14 protein-coding genes are annotated in these 16,950 nt (G+C 46.1%); 9 read left to right on the plus strand and 5 right to left on the minus strand.

Annotated elements, in window-relative coordinates:
- Positions 1 to 21: 21 nt before the first annotated feature.
- The 5 genes from AB8599_RS17085 to AB8599_RS17105 all read left to right on the plus strand — a co-directional run bounded on the left by AB8599_RS17085 (position 22) and on the right by AB8599_RS17105 (position 7,205).
- Positions 22 to 2,007, plus strand: a complete 1,986-nt coding sequence (locus AB8599_RS17085) for an alkaline phosphatase family protein (RefSeq protein ID WP_407334107.1) — start codon at positions 22 to 24, stop codon at positions 2,005 to 2,007.
- Positions 2,008 to 2,065: 58 nt separating this feature from the next.
- On the plus strand, positions 2,066 to 2,329 hold the full coding sequence (locus tag AB8599_RS17090) for a DUF2960 family protein (RefSeq protein WP_407334108.1): 264 nt from the start codon (positions 2,066 to 2,068) through the stop codon (positions 2,327 to 2,329).
- A gap of 399 nt (positions 2,330 to 2,728) precedes the next feature.
- The gene (locus AB8599_RS17095; protein WP_407334109.1) at positions 2,729 to 4,741 is read left to right on the plus strand and encodes a diguanylate cyclase; all 2,013 of its coding nucleotides are present in this window, start codon (positions 2,729 to 2,731) and stop codon (positions 4,739 to 4,741) included.
- A gap of 91 nt (positions 4,742 to 4,832) precedes the next feature.
- On the plus strand, positions 4,833 to 6,035 hold the full coding sequence (locus tag AB8599_RS17100; RefSeq protein WP_407334110.1) for a PQQ-dependent sugar dehydrogenase: 1,203 nt from the start codon (positions 4,833 to 4,835) through the stop codon (positions 6,033 to 6,035).
- A gap of 390 nt (positions 6,036 to 6,425) precedes the next feature.
- Positions 6,426 to 7,205, plus strand: coding sequence for a substrate-binding periplasmic protein (locus AB8599_RS17105; RefSeq protein WP_407334111.1), 780 nt, complete (start codon positions 6,426 to 6,428; stop codon positions 7,203 to 7,205).
- Between the two features lie 116 nt (positions 7,206 to 7,321).
- Here AB8599_RS17105 and AB8599_RS17110 read toward each other — a convergent pair whose 3' ends face one another.
- Entirely contained in the window at positions 7,322 to 8,629 is a 1,308-nt protein-coding gene (locus AB8599_RS17110; RefSeq protein WP_407334112.1) for a glycoside hydrolase family 18 protein, read from the minus strand.
- A 346-nt stretch (positions 8,630 to 8,975) separates the two neighbouring features.
- Between AB8599_RS17110 and AB8599_RS17115 the strand changes: the two genes are divergently transcribed.
- From AB8599_RS17115 to AB8599_RS17125, 3 genes are all read left to right on the plus strand, one after another.
- Positions 8,976 to 9,479, plus strand: coding sequence for a hypothetical protein (locus tag AB8599_RS17115; RefSeq protein WP_407334113.1), 504 nt, complete (start codon positions 8,976 to 8,978; stop codon positions 9,477 to 9,479).
- 152 nt (positions 9,480 to 9,631) lie between these two features.
- A complete protein-coding gene (locus AB8599_RS17120) occupies positions 9,632 to 10,486 on the plus strand; it encodes a lipase family protein (RefSeq protein ID WP_407334114.1) in 855 nt (284 codons plus the stop codon).
- A 482-nt stretch (positions 10,487 to 10,968) separates the two neighbouring features.
- The gene (locus tag AB8599_RS17125) at positions 10,969 to 12,645 is read left to right on the plus strand and encodes a hypothetical protein (RefSeq protein ID WP_407334417.1); all 1,677 of its coding nucleotides are present in this window, start codon (positions 10,969 to 10,971) and stop codon (positions 12,643 to 12,645) included.
- Positions 12,646 to 12,734: 89 nt separating this feature from the next.
- Here the strand turns inward: AB8599_RS17125 and AB8599_RS17130 are convergent, their stop codons facing one another.
- Both AB8599_RS17130 and AB8599_RS17135 read right to left on the minus strand, forming a co-directional pair.
- Positions 12,735 to 13,193: a YaiI/YqxD family protein gene (locus AB8599_RS17130; RefSeq protein ID WP_407334115.1), complete on the minus strand. Its 459-nt coding sequence runs from the start codon at positions 13,191 to 13,193 to the stop codon at positions 12,735 to 12,737.
- Between the two features lie 67 nt (positions 13,194 to 13,260).
- Positions 13,261 to 13,587 (minus strand): c-type cytochrome, encoded by a 327-nt coding sequence (locus AB8599_RS17135; protein WP_407334116.1) that lies wholly within the window; start codon positions 13,585 to 13,587, stop codon positions 13,261 to 13,263.
- Positions 13,588 to 13,967: 380 nt separating this feature from the next.
- Between AB8599_RS17135 and AB8599_RS17140 the strand changes: the two genes are divergently transcribed.
- Positions 13,968 to 15,785: a PhoX family protein gene (locus tag AB8599_RS17140; RefSeq protein ID WP_407334418.1), complete on the plus strand. Its 1,818-nt coding sequence runs from the start codon at positions 13,968 to 13,970 to the stop codon at positions 15,783 to 15,785.
- 128 nt (positions 15,786 to 15,913) lie between these two features.
- Here AB8599_RS17140 and AB8599_RS17145 read toward each other — a convergent pair whose 3' ends face one another.
- Both AB8599_RS17145 and AB8599_RS17150 read right to left on the minus strand, forming a co-directional pair.
- Positions 15,914 to 16,378 carry a DUF962 domain-containing protein gene (locus tag AB8599_RS17145; RefSeq protein ID WP_407334117.1) on the minus strand — a complete coding sequence of 155 codons (465 nt, stop codon included), beginning with the start codon at positions 16,376 to 16,378 and terminating at the stop codon, positions 15,914 to 15,916.
- Between the two features lie 9 nt (positions 16,379 to 16,387).
- Positions 16,388 to 16,921 carry a GNAT family N-acetyltransferase gene (locus AB8599_RS17150; protein ID WP_407334118.1) on the minus strand — a complete coding sequence of 178 codons (534 nt, stop codon included), beginning with the start codon at positions 16,919 to 16,921 and terminating at the stop codon, positions 16,388 to 16,390.
- Positions 16,922 to 16,950: the final 29 nt, after the last annotated feature.

Consider the following 16,950-nt stretch of genomic DNA (forward strand, 5'->3'; position numbering starts at 1 on the left):
AAATCGAATACTGAGTAGTGTATGTCGAAGACATTGCCCCTTTTCCTGGCGGGGCCGATATTAAGAAGAACAACAAAAACAGAAATCAGCATATGGGCGGTGACTTCTTCGCCGTTGGTTGCCGATTTTGTGCTTTACGAAACAGACAGTGATACGCCTTTCTTTCGCACTTCTTTCAACGATCAAAAACAGATTCAATTGGGCGCACGCTGTTTTGTTGTATTCGCGCATTTTACCAGTGTGGCGCGTTCTCAAGACCTACCTAGTCACGATCATCACGCAGACAACAACGTCAGCAGCTTCAAAACAGACACGCCACTAGAATATGACATCCTATCGCAAGACCAGTCCTTGCTAAGCGATATTGAGGGCTTGCTATACAGTGGCGAGAAGCGCCCCACCTTTATTATTTCAACACGGGCTGAAAATATTGCTCACGGTTCCTGTCGCCACCCTCACCACCAATGTGATGACGCACTGGTGGCATTAGATACCAAGTACGATTCGCTCCCTATTGACGAACGTGCAGACATGCTGATCATGAGTGGGGACCAAATATACGCGGATGATGTATGCGGTCCGATGATGTACGCCATTCGAGAAACCATTACTAAGCTTGGCCTATACGACCAAGAACTTGATGACGAAACCATTACGCATTGCAGTCAATTGGCGCTGAACATTTCCCCGCTATACAGCCGAAGCGATGTGCTGCCTAAAACCAACATCAACCATGGTTTGATAAAGCGATTACTGAAAGCCGGCCCAGAGCCAATTTTCAGCTCACGAACCACAGAGAACCACCTGATTAGCTTTAACGAATTTATCGCCATGTATCTGTTGGTATGGTCGCCGTCATTGTGGGCACACATGACCTTACCAAATGCCGATGCCGTCACGGGCCTACCCGACGAGCACAAACAACGCTGGGCATCAGAGAAAAACGAACTGCATCAGTTCTGCGCCGGACTGAAACAAATCAGACGTTTGTTTGCACACATCCCGGTATATATGATTTTGGATGATCACGATATTACGGATGATTTTAACCTTACGGTGGGATGGGAACGTGCTGTCAATGAATCCCCATTTGCGCAAGGCATTATTACCAATGGCATGGTCGGCTATTTCTTCTGTCAGGGGTGGGGAAATGATCCTGACGCGTTTGATGACCACTTCTGGGAAACCATCACTCAGTTTTCGTCAGCCCCTACCCGAAAGACTCTTAATGAGGCAACGCAACTCATTCACCATTTTGAGCGCTGGCATTACACGCTACCCACCAAGCCAAAAGTCGTGGTGCTTGACACGCGAACACGTCGATGGCGTTCAGAATCAAGTAACAACAAACCCTCAGGGCTCATGGATTGGGAATCGTTAATGGATTTCCAACAGGATGTTATCAATGCCGATTCGGTTGTTGTGGTGTCCCCCGCCCCCATGTTTGGGGTGAAGTTTATCGAAACGTTACAGCGTATTGTGACCATGTGTGGTCAGCCATTGGCGACCGATTCTGAAAACTGGATGGCGCATCCCGGCTCAGCCAATGCGTTACTGAACATTTTCAAACATCCAAAAACGCCAAAGAACTTCGTGATTTTGTCGGGTGATGTGCATTATTCCTTTTCTTATGATATTCGCATTCGATTCCGAAAAGGCAGCCCGAGAATTTGGCAGATCACGTGTAGTGGATTCCGTAACCAATTCCCAGAGCCTCATCTGTCGATTTTCGAATGGTTTGACAGAAAACTGTTCTGGCCAGAATCACCACTCAACATTTTTACGCGCCGCAAACGCATGCGCATAGAAAGACGACGTCCAGACAATGGCTGTCCGCGTTATTTAGTCAATAAAAGTGCCGTGGGCGAAGTGAAGCTTAATCCTGATGGCTCACCCGCGAAGATCGGGCTATTGACGGGAACGGGTGAGAAAATTGCGTTTACACCCTGCGAAGAGGCCCCAAGCGAATCTTATGTTTCTAGCACTGATTCGATGACGCGGGATTGACTTGAAGAGGAGGCTGATAAATACTCCGCCCCCTAAAAAACTTGCCAAAGGTGCGGATATGTCACGCCAACTTCAATACATTTACAAAGGCGAAACCAAGGTCATGACCTTTTCTTACCGTCAGCACCGTTCACCTCATGAAGCTGCTGCCGAAGCGGAAGGTATCGACATTACCGATTTTCTGAAAATGGAAAGACAGCTGGAAGTGATTGCTGATGGCAAAGCGGTGAAAAACCATCGAGAGAGCTACTTCAACAAGTTAGGATTTGGAAAAATTATACTGCTGAAGAAAGACGCAGAGTCAATCAAAGATAAACGCTGATTCTTCACCTCTTCTTTAGGCTGGTGACGGGATAGTGAATACTACCCGTCCCAGTTAGTCCACTCCTACCCAGCCATCTATACTCAGACACTGCTCCATGCCGCTATTCAAAACGTGTGTGTTTAATCAACGAATGACAAAACATGTACCGCTTTCTGTGAAACGTCTTTAGCGCGATCAGGGCTAAATCCATGCCTTGCCTGTGAAGCATATTTCGCATAACACCGCTAACCCAGTAGGAAAAATGTCATTCCTCTATCTATCCTTAAGTAACGCATATTTAAAAAAATCAAACAAACGTCTTACAATTGAGTCAAAGTAATATCCGTGCGTTGAGTAATCTATAGCCTCAAAAGTAACGTGTGAAATATAGCGATGTCGGTCAGGGAAGCTCAATCAATGCGAAAGCCGTTTTTTAATCCACTTTTTTTATTCCTTTTTGCGTTTTTTTCCGTGTTTTCACACGCCACAGTAGAAAAGACACAGTCCTTTGAGCGCGCCCTCAATGGCGTACAGTCGATCCTCTACTCGGTGCCAATAAAAGCGCGAGCGTTGCTCAGCGAATTGGAAAAAGTGGAACTCAAAGAAAACCAACCTTTACCACTACTGGCACGTTACTACCTTCAAAAGTCTACAGTCGATTTGCTGCTTAACGATCCAGAAAGTGCTATTGAGGCAGCCAATCGAGGCATCGAACTCACGGCGAACGACCCCCTTCTTCAAGCCGATCGTTACTTAATGCAGTTGCGTTTAAGTCAGGCACGTATATTAAAAGGAGAAGAAGCCCTTGTGCTTGTGCAACTCGACCAACTTCTGTCAGAGTCACAAACCCTTAATAACCCAGAAGTCACCGCCGAGATCCTGCTGGTAAAAGGCCAGGCTTATAAAGCTCAAAATGAATATGACGTGTCGATGGCCGCGTTAATGAGCTCGCTAGAAACCGCCAAAAATACCAAAAACGATCTTCTTATTGAACGCATAGCATCCAATCTTGGCGGAATATTAGTGCAGCTTAATGGCTTTGATAAAGCTTCATTGTTGCTTGATCAGTCCTACCAATTTTTTCGCCAACGAAAAATGTCGTTTAATCAATTGCTGGTTAAACTCGACATGGCGGAGCTTGCCAAAAAGCAGGGTGATGACAAGCAAGCTCTACTCGAATACAAGCAAGCCCTTCAAATTGCGCAAGTGCTTGGCGACGGCTCACACCGTTTTCGCATCAACTTACAAATCGCGGATCTTTTGCTCCAATCGGGCGATACCAAAAACATGATTCGATATCTCAAGGCAACTGATAACTTGCGCGAGCGCGAAACTATTCGTTACTACATCAGCAAATACAACTACCTCAAAGCTAACGAAAGCCTACTCAGCAATAACTATCAAGCCGCTATTGATTTAGTGACGCCACTAATGGCTTCGCTGAAAGAGCAAGCGCGCCTGTATCGCTCAGAAATCGCACTCTACCTTGTGGCCTCAAAAGCCCACTTTGGCCTAGAAGACTACAAAAACGCCTATCTGACGTTGCTCGACTATCAAGATAGGTTCAACACATTCAGTTCAGATGAACAAGTCGACAACCTTGAGCGTCAGCAAATGCTGTTTAATCTTGAGAAAATCAAAGCAGAAAATCAGCAACTGAGTTGGAACAATGTGCTTCAGACGCTTGAGTTGAAAACCAATGACCAGAAAGTGGAATACTTGAACGTTTTGGTCGCGGCAGGAATTGGTTCAACCCTTGTTGCCTCTCTCATTGCACTTTGGATCAACCGCCGTCGGATCCAATGGGGTAAAATCGCCAACACGGATAGCCTAACCGGGCTGTTCAACCGTCGCTATTTCGACACCCAGATGACTGACTTAAAAAAAGAGATGTCGGCGGGCGACTTTGCGGTAAGTTGCTTAATACTTGATGTGGACCACTTCAAACAGGTCAATGACAACTTCGGTCATCCGGTCGGGGATAACGTGCTCGTGGGTATTGCCAAACTGTTTAATGACAACCTGAGACGAGACGACATATGTGCACGTGTTGGCGGTGAAGAATTTATGCTATTACTCCCGAATACGGGAATCGAACAAGCATCAGTGATCGCCGAAGACTTGCGACAGCGTATTAGTGAACTGGAATTTCTGACTGAACAAGAAGAGAAATTTAATGTGACGGCTAGCTTTGGCGTGACTGAGGTAGGTGAAAAACAATCTCTGTCGGATGTTTATAGCATCGTCGATAAGCTGCTGTATCGTGCAAAGCAAAATGGCCGAAACCGTGTTGAAACGACGATCAGCGAGGTCAACACCGCTCAAGATCAACCCGCTCAGGACGAACAGTCTTCCATGGCAGATCGGGTTCAGCGTTTTTCTCGCAAACTGCGTCGGTTGAAATTTAGGTTTGCGCAGCACTTCAGTTAATCAGCCACGCACGTTAACGTGAGGTAAGGAAAAGACGTCCGATGAGCGTCTTTGCATGGCAAAGACGCTTTGACTTCAAAGGAACTAACTTATGCACCCTCTCAAACGCCTGATACGTCTCAAACCTCTCTTGCCCATTGCCATTTGTCTCGGACTCACGGCTCCTGCTACTGCTGACACCGTTCAATCTGAAAAGCATATCTTTACTGTAAAAAAAGTGGTCAGTGGGCTCAATCACCCTTGGTCTTTGGTTTTCCTTCCTGATGGCAGCATGATCGTGTCTGAGCGAAATGGCAGCCTCAAACATATCTCAGCAAACAACTATGACGTCACCACTATCCAAGGGTTACCAGAAAATTTGGCCTACCAAGGTCAAGGCGGGTTGCTAGGCTTAGCACTTGCACCTGATTTTGAGCAATCCAGAACACTGTACCTTGCGTTTACAGAAAGCGGCGAATTTGGCAAAGCGGGTACCAGTGTTGTTAGTGCAAAACTAGAAGCCGTTTCTCCATCAAGCTTGGGATCGAAAAGCTTGGGATCGAAAAACAGGACCCCGGCAAGCCTAGCCCTTTCAAATATTACGCCGCTATTTAGTCAAATGCCCAAACTTGGCGGTGGTCGTCACTTTGGCGGGCGATTATTAGTCACGGAAAAATATCTCTATATCGCGTTGGGCGATCGCGGAAACCAAGACAAAGCGCAGCAGAACGACTCACATGTCGGCACGCTTATTAGACTTAACCATGATGGTTCTGTACCCGTTGACAACCCATTCAAGTCAGATCCAGATTCGAAACCAGAGATATTCAGTTTGGGTCACCGAAACATTCAGGGAATGACGTTAGATAACGACGGAAAAACGATTTGGACGCATGAGCATGGCCCACAAGGTGGGGATGAGCTCAACCCAATATTTAAAGGTGCCAACTATGGCTGGCCAACCATTACCTATGGCGTGAATTACGGCACTGGGTCTAAGATCGGCCATGGAACAGAAATGAAAGGTATGGCGCAGCCCATTCACTATTGGGTGCCTTCTATCGCACCTTCAGGACTTGAAATGGTGTCAGGAAACGCCTTCCCAAATTGGCGAGGCGACCTCCTGCTGGGTTCGCTCAAATTTGGTTTGTTAGTCAGATTAGACATGGAAGACGGCAACGTTATTAACGAAGAAAGACTGTTAGACGGAAAATATGGCCGAATTCGTGACGTAGTAGAAAGCCCTGATGGCAATATCTATCTTTTAACCGATTCATCTAATGGCGCCTTGCTAGAACTCCGACCCAAGCCATAATTCGGTGAGAGACCATAAAAATTAGGCTAACCGGATGAAATGTAAAGATTAGTTTACAAGCATAAAAATCAAATTCTGCCCGAAATTTGGCCTTTTTCTGGAAATGAATCTCCAAAAAAAACATGTAACAGATTCAATTGCATAATAAAAGTGATGCCCAGCCCAGCTTTCAACATGCGCGTGTTAACTATTGGACAGGCCTTACTAACGCCACTATATTCAGCGCATACCAACTAGAAACAAAGTCATCTTTGCTTGCTAAAAACGACATAACCCCGCCCTGCGGGGTTTTTGTCTTTTGGGGCTTTATCTGCAATTAGCGCCCACAGTCAGCAAAAGACCCGAGAAATCACGACTATACTTTTCCTGTGTTTATGAATAGGGCGAGAAATGAAAGTCAGATATTCTCAGCGATTACTGGTGGGCCTTGTTTTATTCACATTGTTTGCCTCTACAAACACCAGTGCCAAACAAAAGAAACACGTCATAATCGGCGTACAATCTTTTACCGATTATGCCCCCTACTCAACGTACAAAAACGGGGAGTACCTCGGCTTTAACCGAGATTTATTGGATGCTTTTTCTAACGAATATAGCTACGAATTTGAATACCAAGCATTGCCGCTAAAACGGCTCTACAGCAGCCTATTGATGGGAAGAGTGGATGTAAAATACCCAGACAACCCGTTATGGACAACGGATTTAAAAGCGGACTATGAAGTCATCTATAGCGACCCAGTGGTGTCTTTTGTCGACGGTATCATTATGTTGGATAAGAACCACGACAAGCCTAAAGAAGCGCTCAAAACAATTGGAATGATTTCAGGTTTTACTCCGTGGCCATACCTCTCAGACATAAAAGCCAACGCCATCACCGTCTATGAAGCCAATAACATGGATGCGCTAATTAAAATGTTATTAACTGGCAGGATTGATGGGATCTACACCAATGTCGCCGTTATCAACCACATGCTGAAGCAGACCGACAAAACCACATCCACTCTGTCTCTCAATACAAACTTGCCGCTCCTTGCCGGCACGCGTCATATGTCGAGTGTTTCTCGCCCAGATATCGTCATTCAGTTCAATCAGTTTCTTATTGAACGCGCATCCTATATTGAATCGCTAAAACAGAAATACGGGCTGAAAAATAGCCCACTCCTTCAATGACGTACATAGCATCAAAAAAAACAAACCCAGCATGACGGCTGGGCCTGATATTGTTAACCACACAAACTCAAGACGCTCGTTCAGCAAGAATGTGTTCGGGTAACGCGTTTTGACGTTTAATTATTTGCCGTCTTACTGCTCAGAACTTGATGCATGACTTCGGTTAACTCATCGTCTGGATCGCCCGAAAGCTCCCACGTAAAGACACCAGCAAGACCCTGTTCTTTCGCCCATTCCGCTTTTGCTTTTACAGAGCGTTTGTCTTCAAAAGAGATGAATACTTTCTTCTCTGGGTTCCACAAAAATGGCGCGTGCGACTCTTCGTCATAGCCGTACTCGTATCCCTGTTCTTTGCCGTAGTTGGCTTTCAAATCCCAATACATGAAGTAGCCCGCCTCACCAGAGCCAAAGCTCGCCCCTTTCTCTGATGCCAGATCAGCACTTGGTAGCGACCCATCAAACTCTGACCCTTCCCAGCCACGACCATAGAATGCCGCGCCTAGAACCAGTTTCTCTTTCGGGATACCGATTTCAATCATTTGGTTGATAAATACATCCGCGCCCATCCCCCACCAACTGCGCTCTGTCGCATGCAAATTGGTCAAATGACCGGTTTGTGGTCCCCAACCGCCGAGAAAATCGTAAGTCATCGCAAACATGTTATCCATTTTTGGTGCAACCGCAGCCCAATCAATTTGCGCCGCTTTCGGACCAACACCCACAGCGGTTGAAAGCTCGTAGGTTTTTCCCGTTGTGGCCGACAAACCGTCAAGCTCGCTTCGAAGCGCTGTCACCAAGGTCGTGAATGCATCACGCTCAGACGCTTTCGCTTCATCCGACAGTTTAGTGTCAGGGTTCCAAGGAGATGTTGTCAGACCGCCACCGCCTGGGTACTCCCAGTCAAGATCAATACCACCGAAGAATTCGTATTCACTAATTAACGCCACTGCCGATTTTGCAAAATGCTTAATCGCCGCGTCATCTTTCGCCATTGCATGGAAAGGTTCAGACATTGTCCAGCCGCCAAAGGATGGCAGGATAGTCAGATCTGGGTTGTCTTTCTTTAGCTGAGCCAACTGTGCGAAATGCCCTTGATATGGCACATCAACATTCACCTTGCCAAAATCCACATTAAACGCAGCTTCTTGATCAACCACAATGGCGGAAAACGGCGCTTTGCCTTCACAGGCTTTAGCCACTTGTTGTTGCACAGCCTCAGATGCGCCGTTATGCGGGCCACACATGCTCAGGAAAGCATAAATAATGTGAGTAAGTTTATCCGCGGGAATATCGGCAACCGTATAAGGGTTTTGTTCATTCGCATACTGCCAATCAGCAAAATAACCGCCAACGACGTGATTTTCCGCAAATGCTGGCGCCGCCAAACACGCACTGAGCGCAGCCCCTGCTATTATCTTTTTCATGCCTTCTCCTAGAATGTGCTGTTAATTAACCACCTAATTATCAAGCGATTTCAGGAGAATTAATGATGCGCAGATTCCGAACGATGGTTTCGTAACATTTTGGTGACAAGGTTTGCGAGGCTAAGCTTTATTTGAATGGAAAATCTTTTGCAAACATGCTTAAAGCTGCATAGCAGCGCACACTATTTTTAGTGGTGAAGTGTTCGACGTGACTTGCCTTAATGGCAAAGAGATTCCGTTTTTTGGGTGGACAGAGTATGCTTCGACTACATTCGTTTAAAATCATTGCTTTGCCTCTTAGCACTCAAGCAATACGGCAAAGAATCGAAACAAGGACACCACCACTTTGAGCAATAAACTCATCAGTATCGATTTGTTTTTTGTGATTGAAAGGCTCTTACCGGGTAAGCGCACCGTTGAGCTATTCCGGAGCAACGCTAAACACCTGCCGATTACAACCTTGTCTCTCGATCATTGCGATTCTGCATCAGCACTCCAACTTGCCTTGTATAAATACTGCATCAACTACGCTGCATTCTCACAAGGTAACCCGCTTGCAGACGAATATGCGATTGACGGAAAAGATGATCAGATCCAGCCAGCAACGAACATTGTTGCTGCCTTTATACGCGGCGCCTATTGGTGGGTAGAGCATTACCACGAGCTTTACCGCGAAGATTGGAGTGAAGATCAAAAAGCGCGTTGGCTTCGAGATTTCAAACTACTCGTTCAAGCCATTATTGGCGTAGGTAACTGCACCAAAGCAGAATGGCTGATTAAAAACCATAGCGCAGTAAAAGCGCTCACCTACAACAGCCATATTACTCCATTTATGCAGCACTACGATTGACATAACCCCATCGTAGACACGGCCGCAATTCTGCGGCTTTTCACCATCCCCTCATCCCCTCCCTTCTCTTAGAAGTACCCAAACCACTGTCGCATAATCGTCACTTTCACCAACTACAATCTTCTGAACGCTCGTCTGGATTGAACACACTGTTGAAAAGACTCAAACGTTATCAATATGAACGTTACGCCATTCTTTGTCGCGATGCCTACCCGGCCGATTTCGATCATCTTCAATATGGGTTTTCTGAGCACGGACGTCGAGACATTAAAAATCGATGGGGAAAAACCATTATTCGCGTGCTTTGGCGGGATAACGGGGATGTCGTCGTGGTTTTTAAAGGATCTCAAAGTGTGTGGGATTGGTTGCTGAATCTGGTTTTCATTCCCAGCCGAGTTGATGCACCCAAATATGCGGGGCATGTTCATTGGGGATTTCAATTCCTTCTGCGTCAGCGCAGTCGCTCCTTCTCTCGTGTATCAAATCGAGAAACAGCCAAACTGACACACGCCCAGCAAGCTGATATCGCCCATTCCATGGAAGAAAACCTCCTTAATGGAGTGTCTGTGATCGAGAAGCTCGAGGCATGCGTTGCACCGCTTATAGCGCAGGGAAAGCGCTTGTCGTTCACCGGTCACTCATCCGGTGGCAGCATGGCGATTATTGCCGCGGAAATCATGGAGCAAAAATACCCAAGCTCAATCAAGCGCATCGTCACATTCGGACAACCTGCAACCGGCTATTGGAACTTCAAACAACGCTATCGATTGAAATCGAGAACGTATCGAATATGCTGCGATGTCGACATGGTCACTTTCTTGCCTGGAATTCCCTTTCTTTTTTGGCATGTCGGAGAACTGCTTTGGCTTCATAATGATCGCATCTACCACAACATGCCCTCTCTGATTCGCATCATTCGTGTTCTGACAAGCTGGGTATTACGCCCCATCGCCTATCACTTTATGGAAAAATACATACGTCGGAAAAACTACTTTGATAAACACTAACGTTAAGACGGATGCCCCGTTCTTAATAAAGGGCCGATCTCGATAAAAGGCCGATCTCGATAAAAGATAGTTAGCCTTTGAACGAATTATTGGTTAAAGATACTGGCATGTTGCTGAAATTAGTGCGCAATTTACCGTCTTGACTGAATATTCAGCGACTCACACTTTTCTCGTTCTTTTATTGAACAAAGCATTAAAAACAAGTGGCTACTTTGTCATTCTTTATTAATGAGAGACTCCGATAGTCTTATGGGCTTCTACTTAAAAACCATTAAAAAACCAAACGTCTCAACATTAAGAAAGAAAAACAGTCCTCTTTTCCATAATCTCTTTTCATCGCTAACGTGTCGTCAGCGCAGCAACACAGTACAAACCCAAAATTAACATCGACTCGCACAAGTTTTAAACAGGTAAATACGCAGGGCTGGGATGATGGGTTTGCCTACAAAACAAATAATGGATGACAGGGACGAATAATGAAGATGATGAAGAAGACATTGCTTACGACTGCAATTCTTGCCGGAGCAATCACCTCTGCCCAAGCTTTTGCAAATTGTGCAGGCAACGTATATTCCATGAACGCTGGGCGAGGGCATGTTGGTTTGCTTCTTGATTTGCAAGAAGCGAAAGAAATGGCAGCCATGTATACCGATGCCAGTGAGCGCGAAGAATACCATTCTCGTGCGATGTTTAGCTCGCCAAGTATGTCTTATGACCGTGTGACTGATCGTCTCTATTACGCCAGCGCGCCTCAGCCAACGTCTTACCATGTTCAAGGCCCTGAGGACGATGTTTCTGCGGAAGAGTTTAAAAATCTTGATTTGCACGCGAAAACCATCAACGCCTATCAATTGGCGTATATGGACCCTGCGACGGGAGAGCATGTTGCTGGCCCAACAGTAAAGAAACAAATCCTTCGTATGGCATTTGACCCTGACAGTGGCGAGCTCTTTGCCTCTGACGCACAAACCATTTTTCAAGTTGACCCAATTACCGGTGATATCACCCCGATTGGTAACTTTGATAACAACCTGAAAATTGGTGGCTTCACTAACTGGGGTGACTTTGTCTTCCAAGACGGTGAATTACTGTTTGTGACCAATGGCCGTACATTTTCGATTGACACTTCTACCGGCGCGCAAACACTTAAAGGCTTCCACTTCATCGATTTTGTTGCCGCAGCAACTTTAGATCAAAATGGTCAGATGTTGGTAGCCGCAAAAAACCAAAACGTTTCAGGTAACGTTAACAGTAATATCTTGTATCGCATCAAGCCTTCTACGGGTGAAAAAGTGCGCGTTGGTTTGTTCCCAAGCCGCATCAGCGCCATGGCGACAGTGACATCAGAAGACCACACGTGCTATGAAAAAACCGTATTCGGTAGCGATTTGAAACCGGAAGTGACCGGCATTACATTGGCGTCCAACTCAGTGAGTGAAGGATCTACGGCTTACTTTACTGTTAGCTTCGACAAAGCAACGGGCGATGCCAACACTAAAGTGCGTGTCGCATTGAAAAATGGCAGTGCGGTGCTAAACAGCGATTATCGAAACACCGTCGCCCTGTTGTTCTCTGACAACACCACAGGGTCAGCAACTCTTTCATCAACGTTGACTGAAATTGCGTTGCCACAAGGCGTTACATCCGTTCGTATTGCCGTGCCAACCGTGAATGACTCAACACACGAAAACAGCGAATACTTCACTATGCAAGCGTGGGTGAATGATGATAAGAGTGATGTAAGCTCCGCCAATGTCACCATTATTGATAATGACCCAGATGTGCATACTCTTCTGACTCAAGCTGCACAAAACAGCGGCGTAGCATGGCACGGTAGCCGTGGTGGCAACTTGTTCACGAAGGATCAATGGATTCGAGGCGTTCATGCAAACATCGGCGGTACGATTCCACCGGGAACCACCCTTGAGTTCTATCAAACTGGCTCACATCTTCGCAGTATTTCTATCAATAGCGGTGGTCAATACTATGAACAACATGCAAACCACGAGCGTTACTACTACTCTGGGGATATTGCATGGGCGCGCCTAAGAGGCTCTAACGGTCAGACTTACAATATTAAAACCGGGCACCGCGCTCAACTTCATTGGAATAAAAATGTAGATTGTTCTAATGGTTGTTGGAGCAGAATCTATAACTAATTCGTTATGAACTAGTTCGATATGAAATAGTTAAGTGTAAAAAAGAAAAAGGAGCGAATCATCGCTCCTTTTTTTGTTCTCGATAGCAGTTATTTCGACGCTTTGCTTCGTTGCAAAAATTTATCCAATTCATTGGCAAAGCGCTGACGATCTTGTTGGTTCAACGTTGGCGGCCCTCCCATTTGAACACCGCTGGAACGCATAGTGTCCATAAAGTCACGCATATTAAGACGCTGACGAATGTTTTCAACCGTATAAAGCTCACCACGCGGATTTAGCGCGAGTGCTTTTTTTTCAATCACTTCTGATGCCAATGGAATGTCCGCAGTCACCACCAGATCGCCTGCTACGACGCGTTTTACAATTTCATCATCTGCGACATCAAAGCCCTTCTCGACTTGAATGCTTCGAATAAAACGAGACGGGGGTGTACGTAAACCCTGATTCGCCACCAACACAAGTTCTGTCTGTGTGCGGTCTGCGGCGCGATAAAGGACATCTTTGATCACCGTTGGACACGCATCGGCATCAACCCAAATTGTCGCCATTTATTCTTCCTCTTGGGATGTTTGCTCGCACATTACCAGTGACACGGCGCCCCCGCAAACAGTTATCCTATTGCGTAGCTTGCTTAGCATAATATTCCGCTATGTCCGCCATATCCTGCTCGTTGAGCACAGACATTTGCTGTTGCATTAATTTACCCATTGCACCGCCACGATCGCCTTTTTTATATGCTGTCATTGAATCATATAGATACTGTGCGTTTTGACCATTCATATTCGGATAGTCGTCACGAGGGCTAACACCCGTCTCGCCATGACAAAACTGACAGGTATAGGCTTTTAACGCCCCTTTTTGAGAATCACCTTTAGGCATATTTGCTAGTGCTGGTGTTGCGATGAATGCCAAGAAAAATACCCCTCCCAAATATCTGTTCATTTGTTCGTCTCCAAAATGTTCCACGCTCACTGTATTAATTGCACCACACTTAATATGTTAAGGCTTAGAGCAATGCGTAATTTGAATGTTTTATGCATTGCATTGTACAAGGGTGAGCGGCATATAAGAATGCAACTTTTTGCATTTTGACTCGTAGACTTTTCCCCATGCCAATCGAGTATTTGTGAAATGACATCTTATGTTCATTGATAGGTCACGAATACTTAATACTTCCTACGCACACTTCGCAGCCTAAACCGAACGTTTTCATTTCCGTTAAACCACACGTAAAGGAAGTTATCGTGAGCGAATATAACCAACATAACGATCAACGTGAGCTGGACGCAGAACCAGCATTTAACCGATTTATCGATGCAGCGATGAATCGCCGCAATTTCCTTCGAACCGCTGGTGCAGCAGGTTCTGTAGCTTTCTTTGCCGCAAACCCGGTAGCACAAGCGGTTGCAGGGACAATGGATAAAAATCAGCTGATAGGCTTTGAGGCGATTCCCGCTTCCACCGCAGACACGGTAATTGTTCCTGAAGGATATGTGGCAGAGCCGCTCATCTCTTGGGGTGATCCTTTGTTTGTGGACTCACCTGCTTTTAGCCAATCTAACGATTCCAAAGCACAGGAAATGCAATACGGTGACAACACCGATGGCATGACCCTATTCCCAATATCTGACACCCGAGCAGTATTGGTTGCAAATAACGAATACACCAACAACGAATACCTTTACCCGCATCAGGGAAAAAATATTTCTGCGGACGATGTGCGCAAGTCTCAAGCCGCCCATGCAGTATCCATTGTTGAATTAGTTAAAAAAGATGGAAAATGGCAGGTTAACCGCGAAGGTCGTCTAAACCGCAAACTCACCGCCTACACGCCAATGGAAATGACGGGGCCAGCTGCAGGCAATGATTTACTGAAGACCAAAGCCGATCCAACAGGTAAGAAGATATTAGGCACGTATAACAACTGCGCAAACGGTCAAACGCCTTGGGGCACATACCTAACATGTGAAGAAAACTTCAACGGCTATTTTGCCACGGCTGAAGACGTTGAGTTAGGCGACACGTATAAGCGATATGGCGTTAGCAACAAAGACTGGGGATATGACTGGTGGAAACACGACGAGCGATTCGACGTTGGCAAAAACCCCAATGAACCGCATCGTTTTGGTTGGGTAGTAGAAATCGACCCAATGGACCCGAACTCAACACCGAAGAAACGTTCTGCGCTTGGTCGCTTCAAACATGAAAATGCCGCCATGCTGATCAATGATGACGGTCATGTCGTCGTCTACCTTGGCGATGACGAACGTGGTGAGCACCTGTACAAGTTCGTCTCTAAGAATAAATACAAACCAGGCACGCACGCTTCAAACCGAGATTTGCTGGAAGAAGGCACCCTTTACGTATCGAAATTCGATGGTAAAGAAGGTGAGATGAAAGGCACGGGTGAATGGATAGAGCTAACGTTCGGAAAGAATGGTCTAACGCCAGAAAATGGCTTTAACAGCCAAGCAGAGGTCATGATCTTTGCTCGCCAAGCAGCAACTCAAGTGGGCGCGACGACCATGGACCGCCCAGAGTGGGTTGCGGTTCACCCAGACAACAAGCACGTATTCTGTACCCTCACGAACAACAAAAATCGTGGTGTGAAAGAAAACCAGCCGGTGAACGTAGCCAATCCACGCGAGAAGAACCCGTACGGCCATATCATCCGTTGGGAACCGAAGGGCGGCGATCATACCGCGTCTGATTTCACATGGGATATCTTTGTGATGGCAGGCAACCCAGAGGTCAATGAAGGGCTAATGGCCGGCTCTGCAAATATTAACAAAGACAATATGTTTAACAGCCCCGATGGTCTCGGATTTGATGCCAGTGGACGCATGTGGATTCTTACCGACGGAAAATATTCTAACGAAGGTAACTTTGCAGGCATGGGTAATAACCAAATGCTATGTGCCGACCCAAATACAGGCGAGATCCGCCGATTTTTAACTGGCCCCATCGCATGTGAAATCACCGGCCTCACATTTTCTCCAGACTACAAAACCATGTTCGTGGGCATACAGCACCCTGGAGAGGAGCTTGCACCTTCACATTTTCCTGAAGGCGGTGATTCCATTCCAAGGTCAACAGTAATGCGAATTACTCGTAAAGATGGTGGTGTGATCGGAGCATAAATGAAACCGGCACCACACCAGTAAAAACGGCGCTCATGGGAGCGCCGTTTTTATTTGAGTGATGATATTAGAGCGTGTTTTTCAACTTGTAGGCTTGAATGACAATTCGATGTCCCCACTCGACGGCGCTATTTCGTGCTGTCGTCTGTGGTCAGCGGCAAGATAAAATGAAACACCCATGCTGGCCCAATCAACAAAAATTGAACATCTTTAAAGAAGGAGGGTTTCTTGCCTTCTATGTGGTGCCCAATAAACTGCAACACCCATAGCACAAGGAACATCACGACTGAGATGATAAGAATGTTGGCACCGATACCTTGAAGTTCCAGCAACACCATGGTGCAGAATCCTGAAAAGACAGCCATCACCACAAACGCTCTGAACGACAAAGAAAAGTAAAACCCGAGCACCATCGCCAAAATCAGAAAGTACGGAGCAATGCTATAGCCGAAAATCGAAAATGACGGTATCAGCCATAAAAGCCCTGCCACTGAAAAGAAGATGCCGGGCACAGCCACTTTGTGAATCTTCTGGTTAGTAGGGTTCTGGTGACTGTCGCTGTATTCCTCAAACCATTCCTCTAACGACTTCATCATTGCTCCTTAGCGCGTTACCTTTAAGCCATAAATAGCATGGTCAATGATACGTCCATTTAAGTTTTCCGCATTGCTGATCTCGCCCTCCAACCGAAAACCGAGTCGTTCACACAAACGTCGACTCGGCTGGTTCTCGGTTGCCACTGCAATTTGTACTTTTTCCATTCCAAGATCTTCGAAAGCCATTTTGATCATGGCTGACACACTGCGAGAGGCAATGCCTTTTCCTTGATAGCTTTCACTTAACCAATAACCGATCTCGACCTTTTTCAATTGATGGCAGATAGTATTGAAACTGACGTTCCCGACAACACGCTCTTGATAAACAATCGCACAGGTCAGCGATTTTCCATCCGCGTAATCGTGCAGCGCACCTTGGATAAAGCGTTCAAAAAACGCCTCTTCGTTTGCATGAGGTGGCCACGCTAACCAAGTAGACAGGTATGCGCGTTCTTGGCAAACAATTCGATAATAATCCTTAGCGAATGAAGGCTGAACAAGTGCGAGTGACACCTCATCATCAACCGTGAAGATAAACACGATTCACTCCTTAACATTGTTTTAAAAGC

The organism is Enterovibrio litoreus (assembly GCF_045679545.1).
Taxonomy (GTDB): Bacteria; Pseudomonadota; Gammaproteobacteria; order Enterobacterales; family Vibrionaceae; genus Enterovibrio.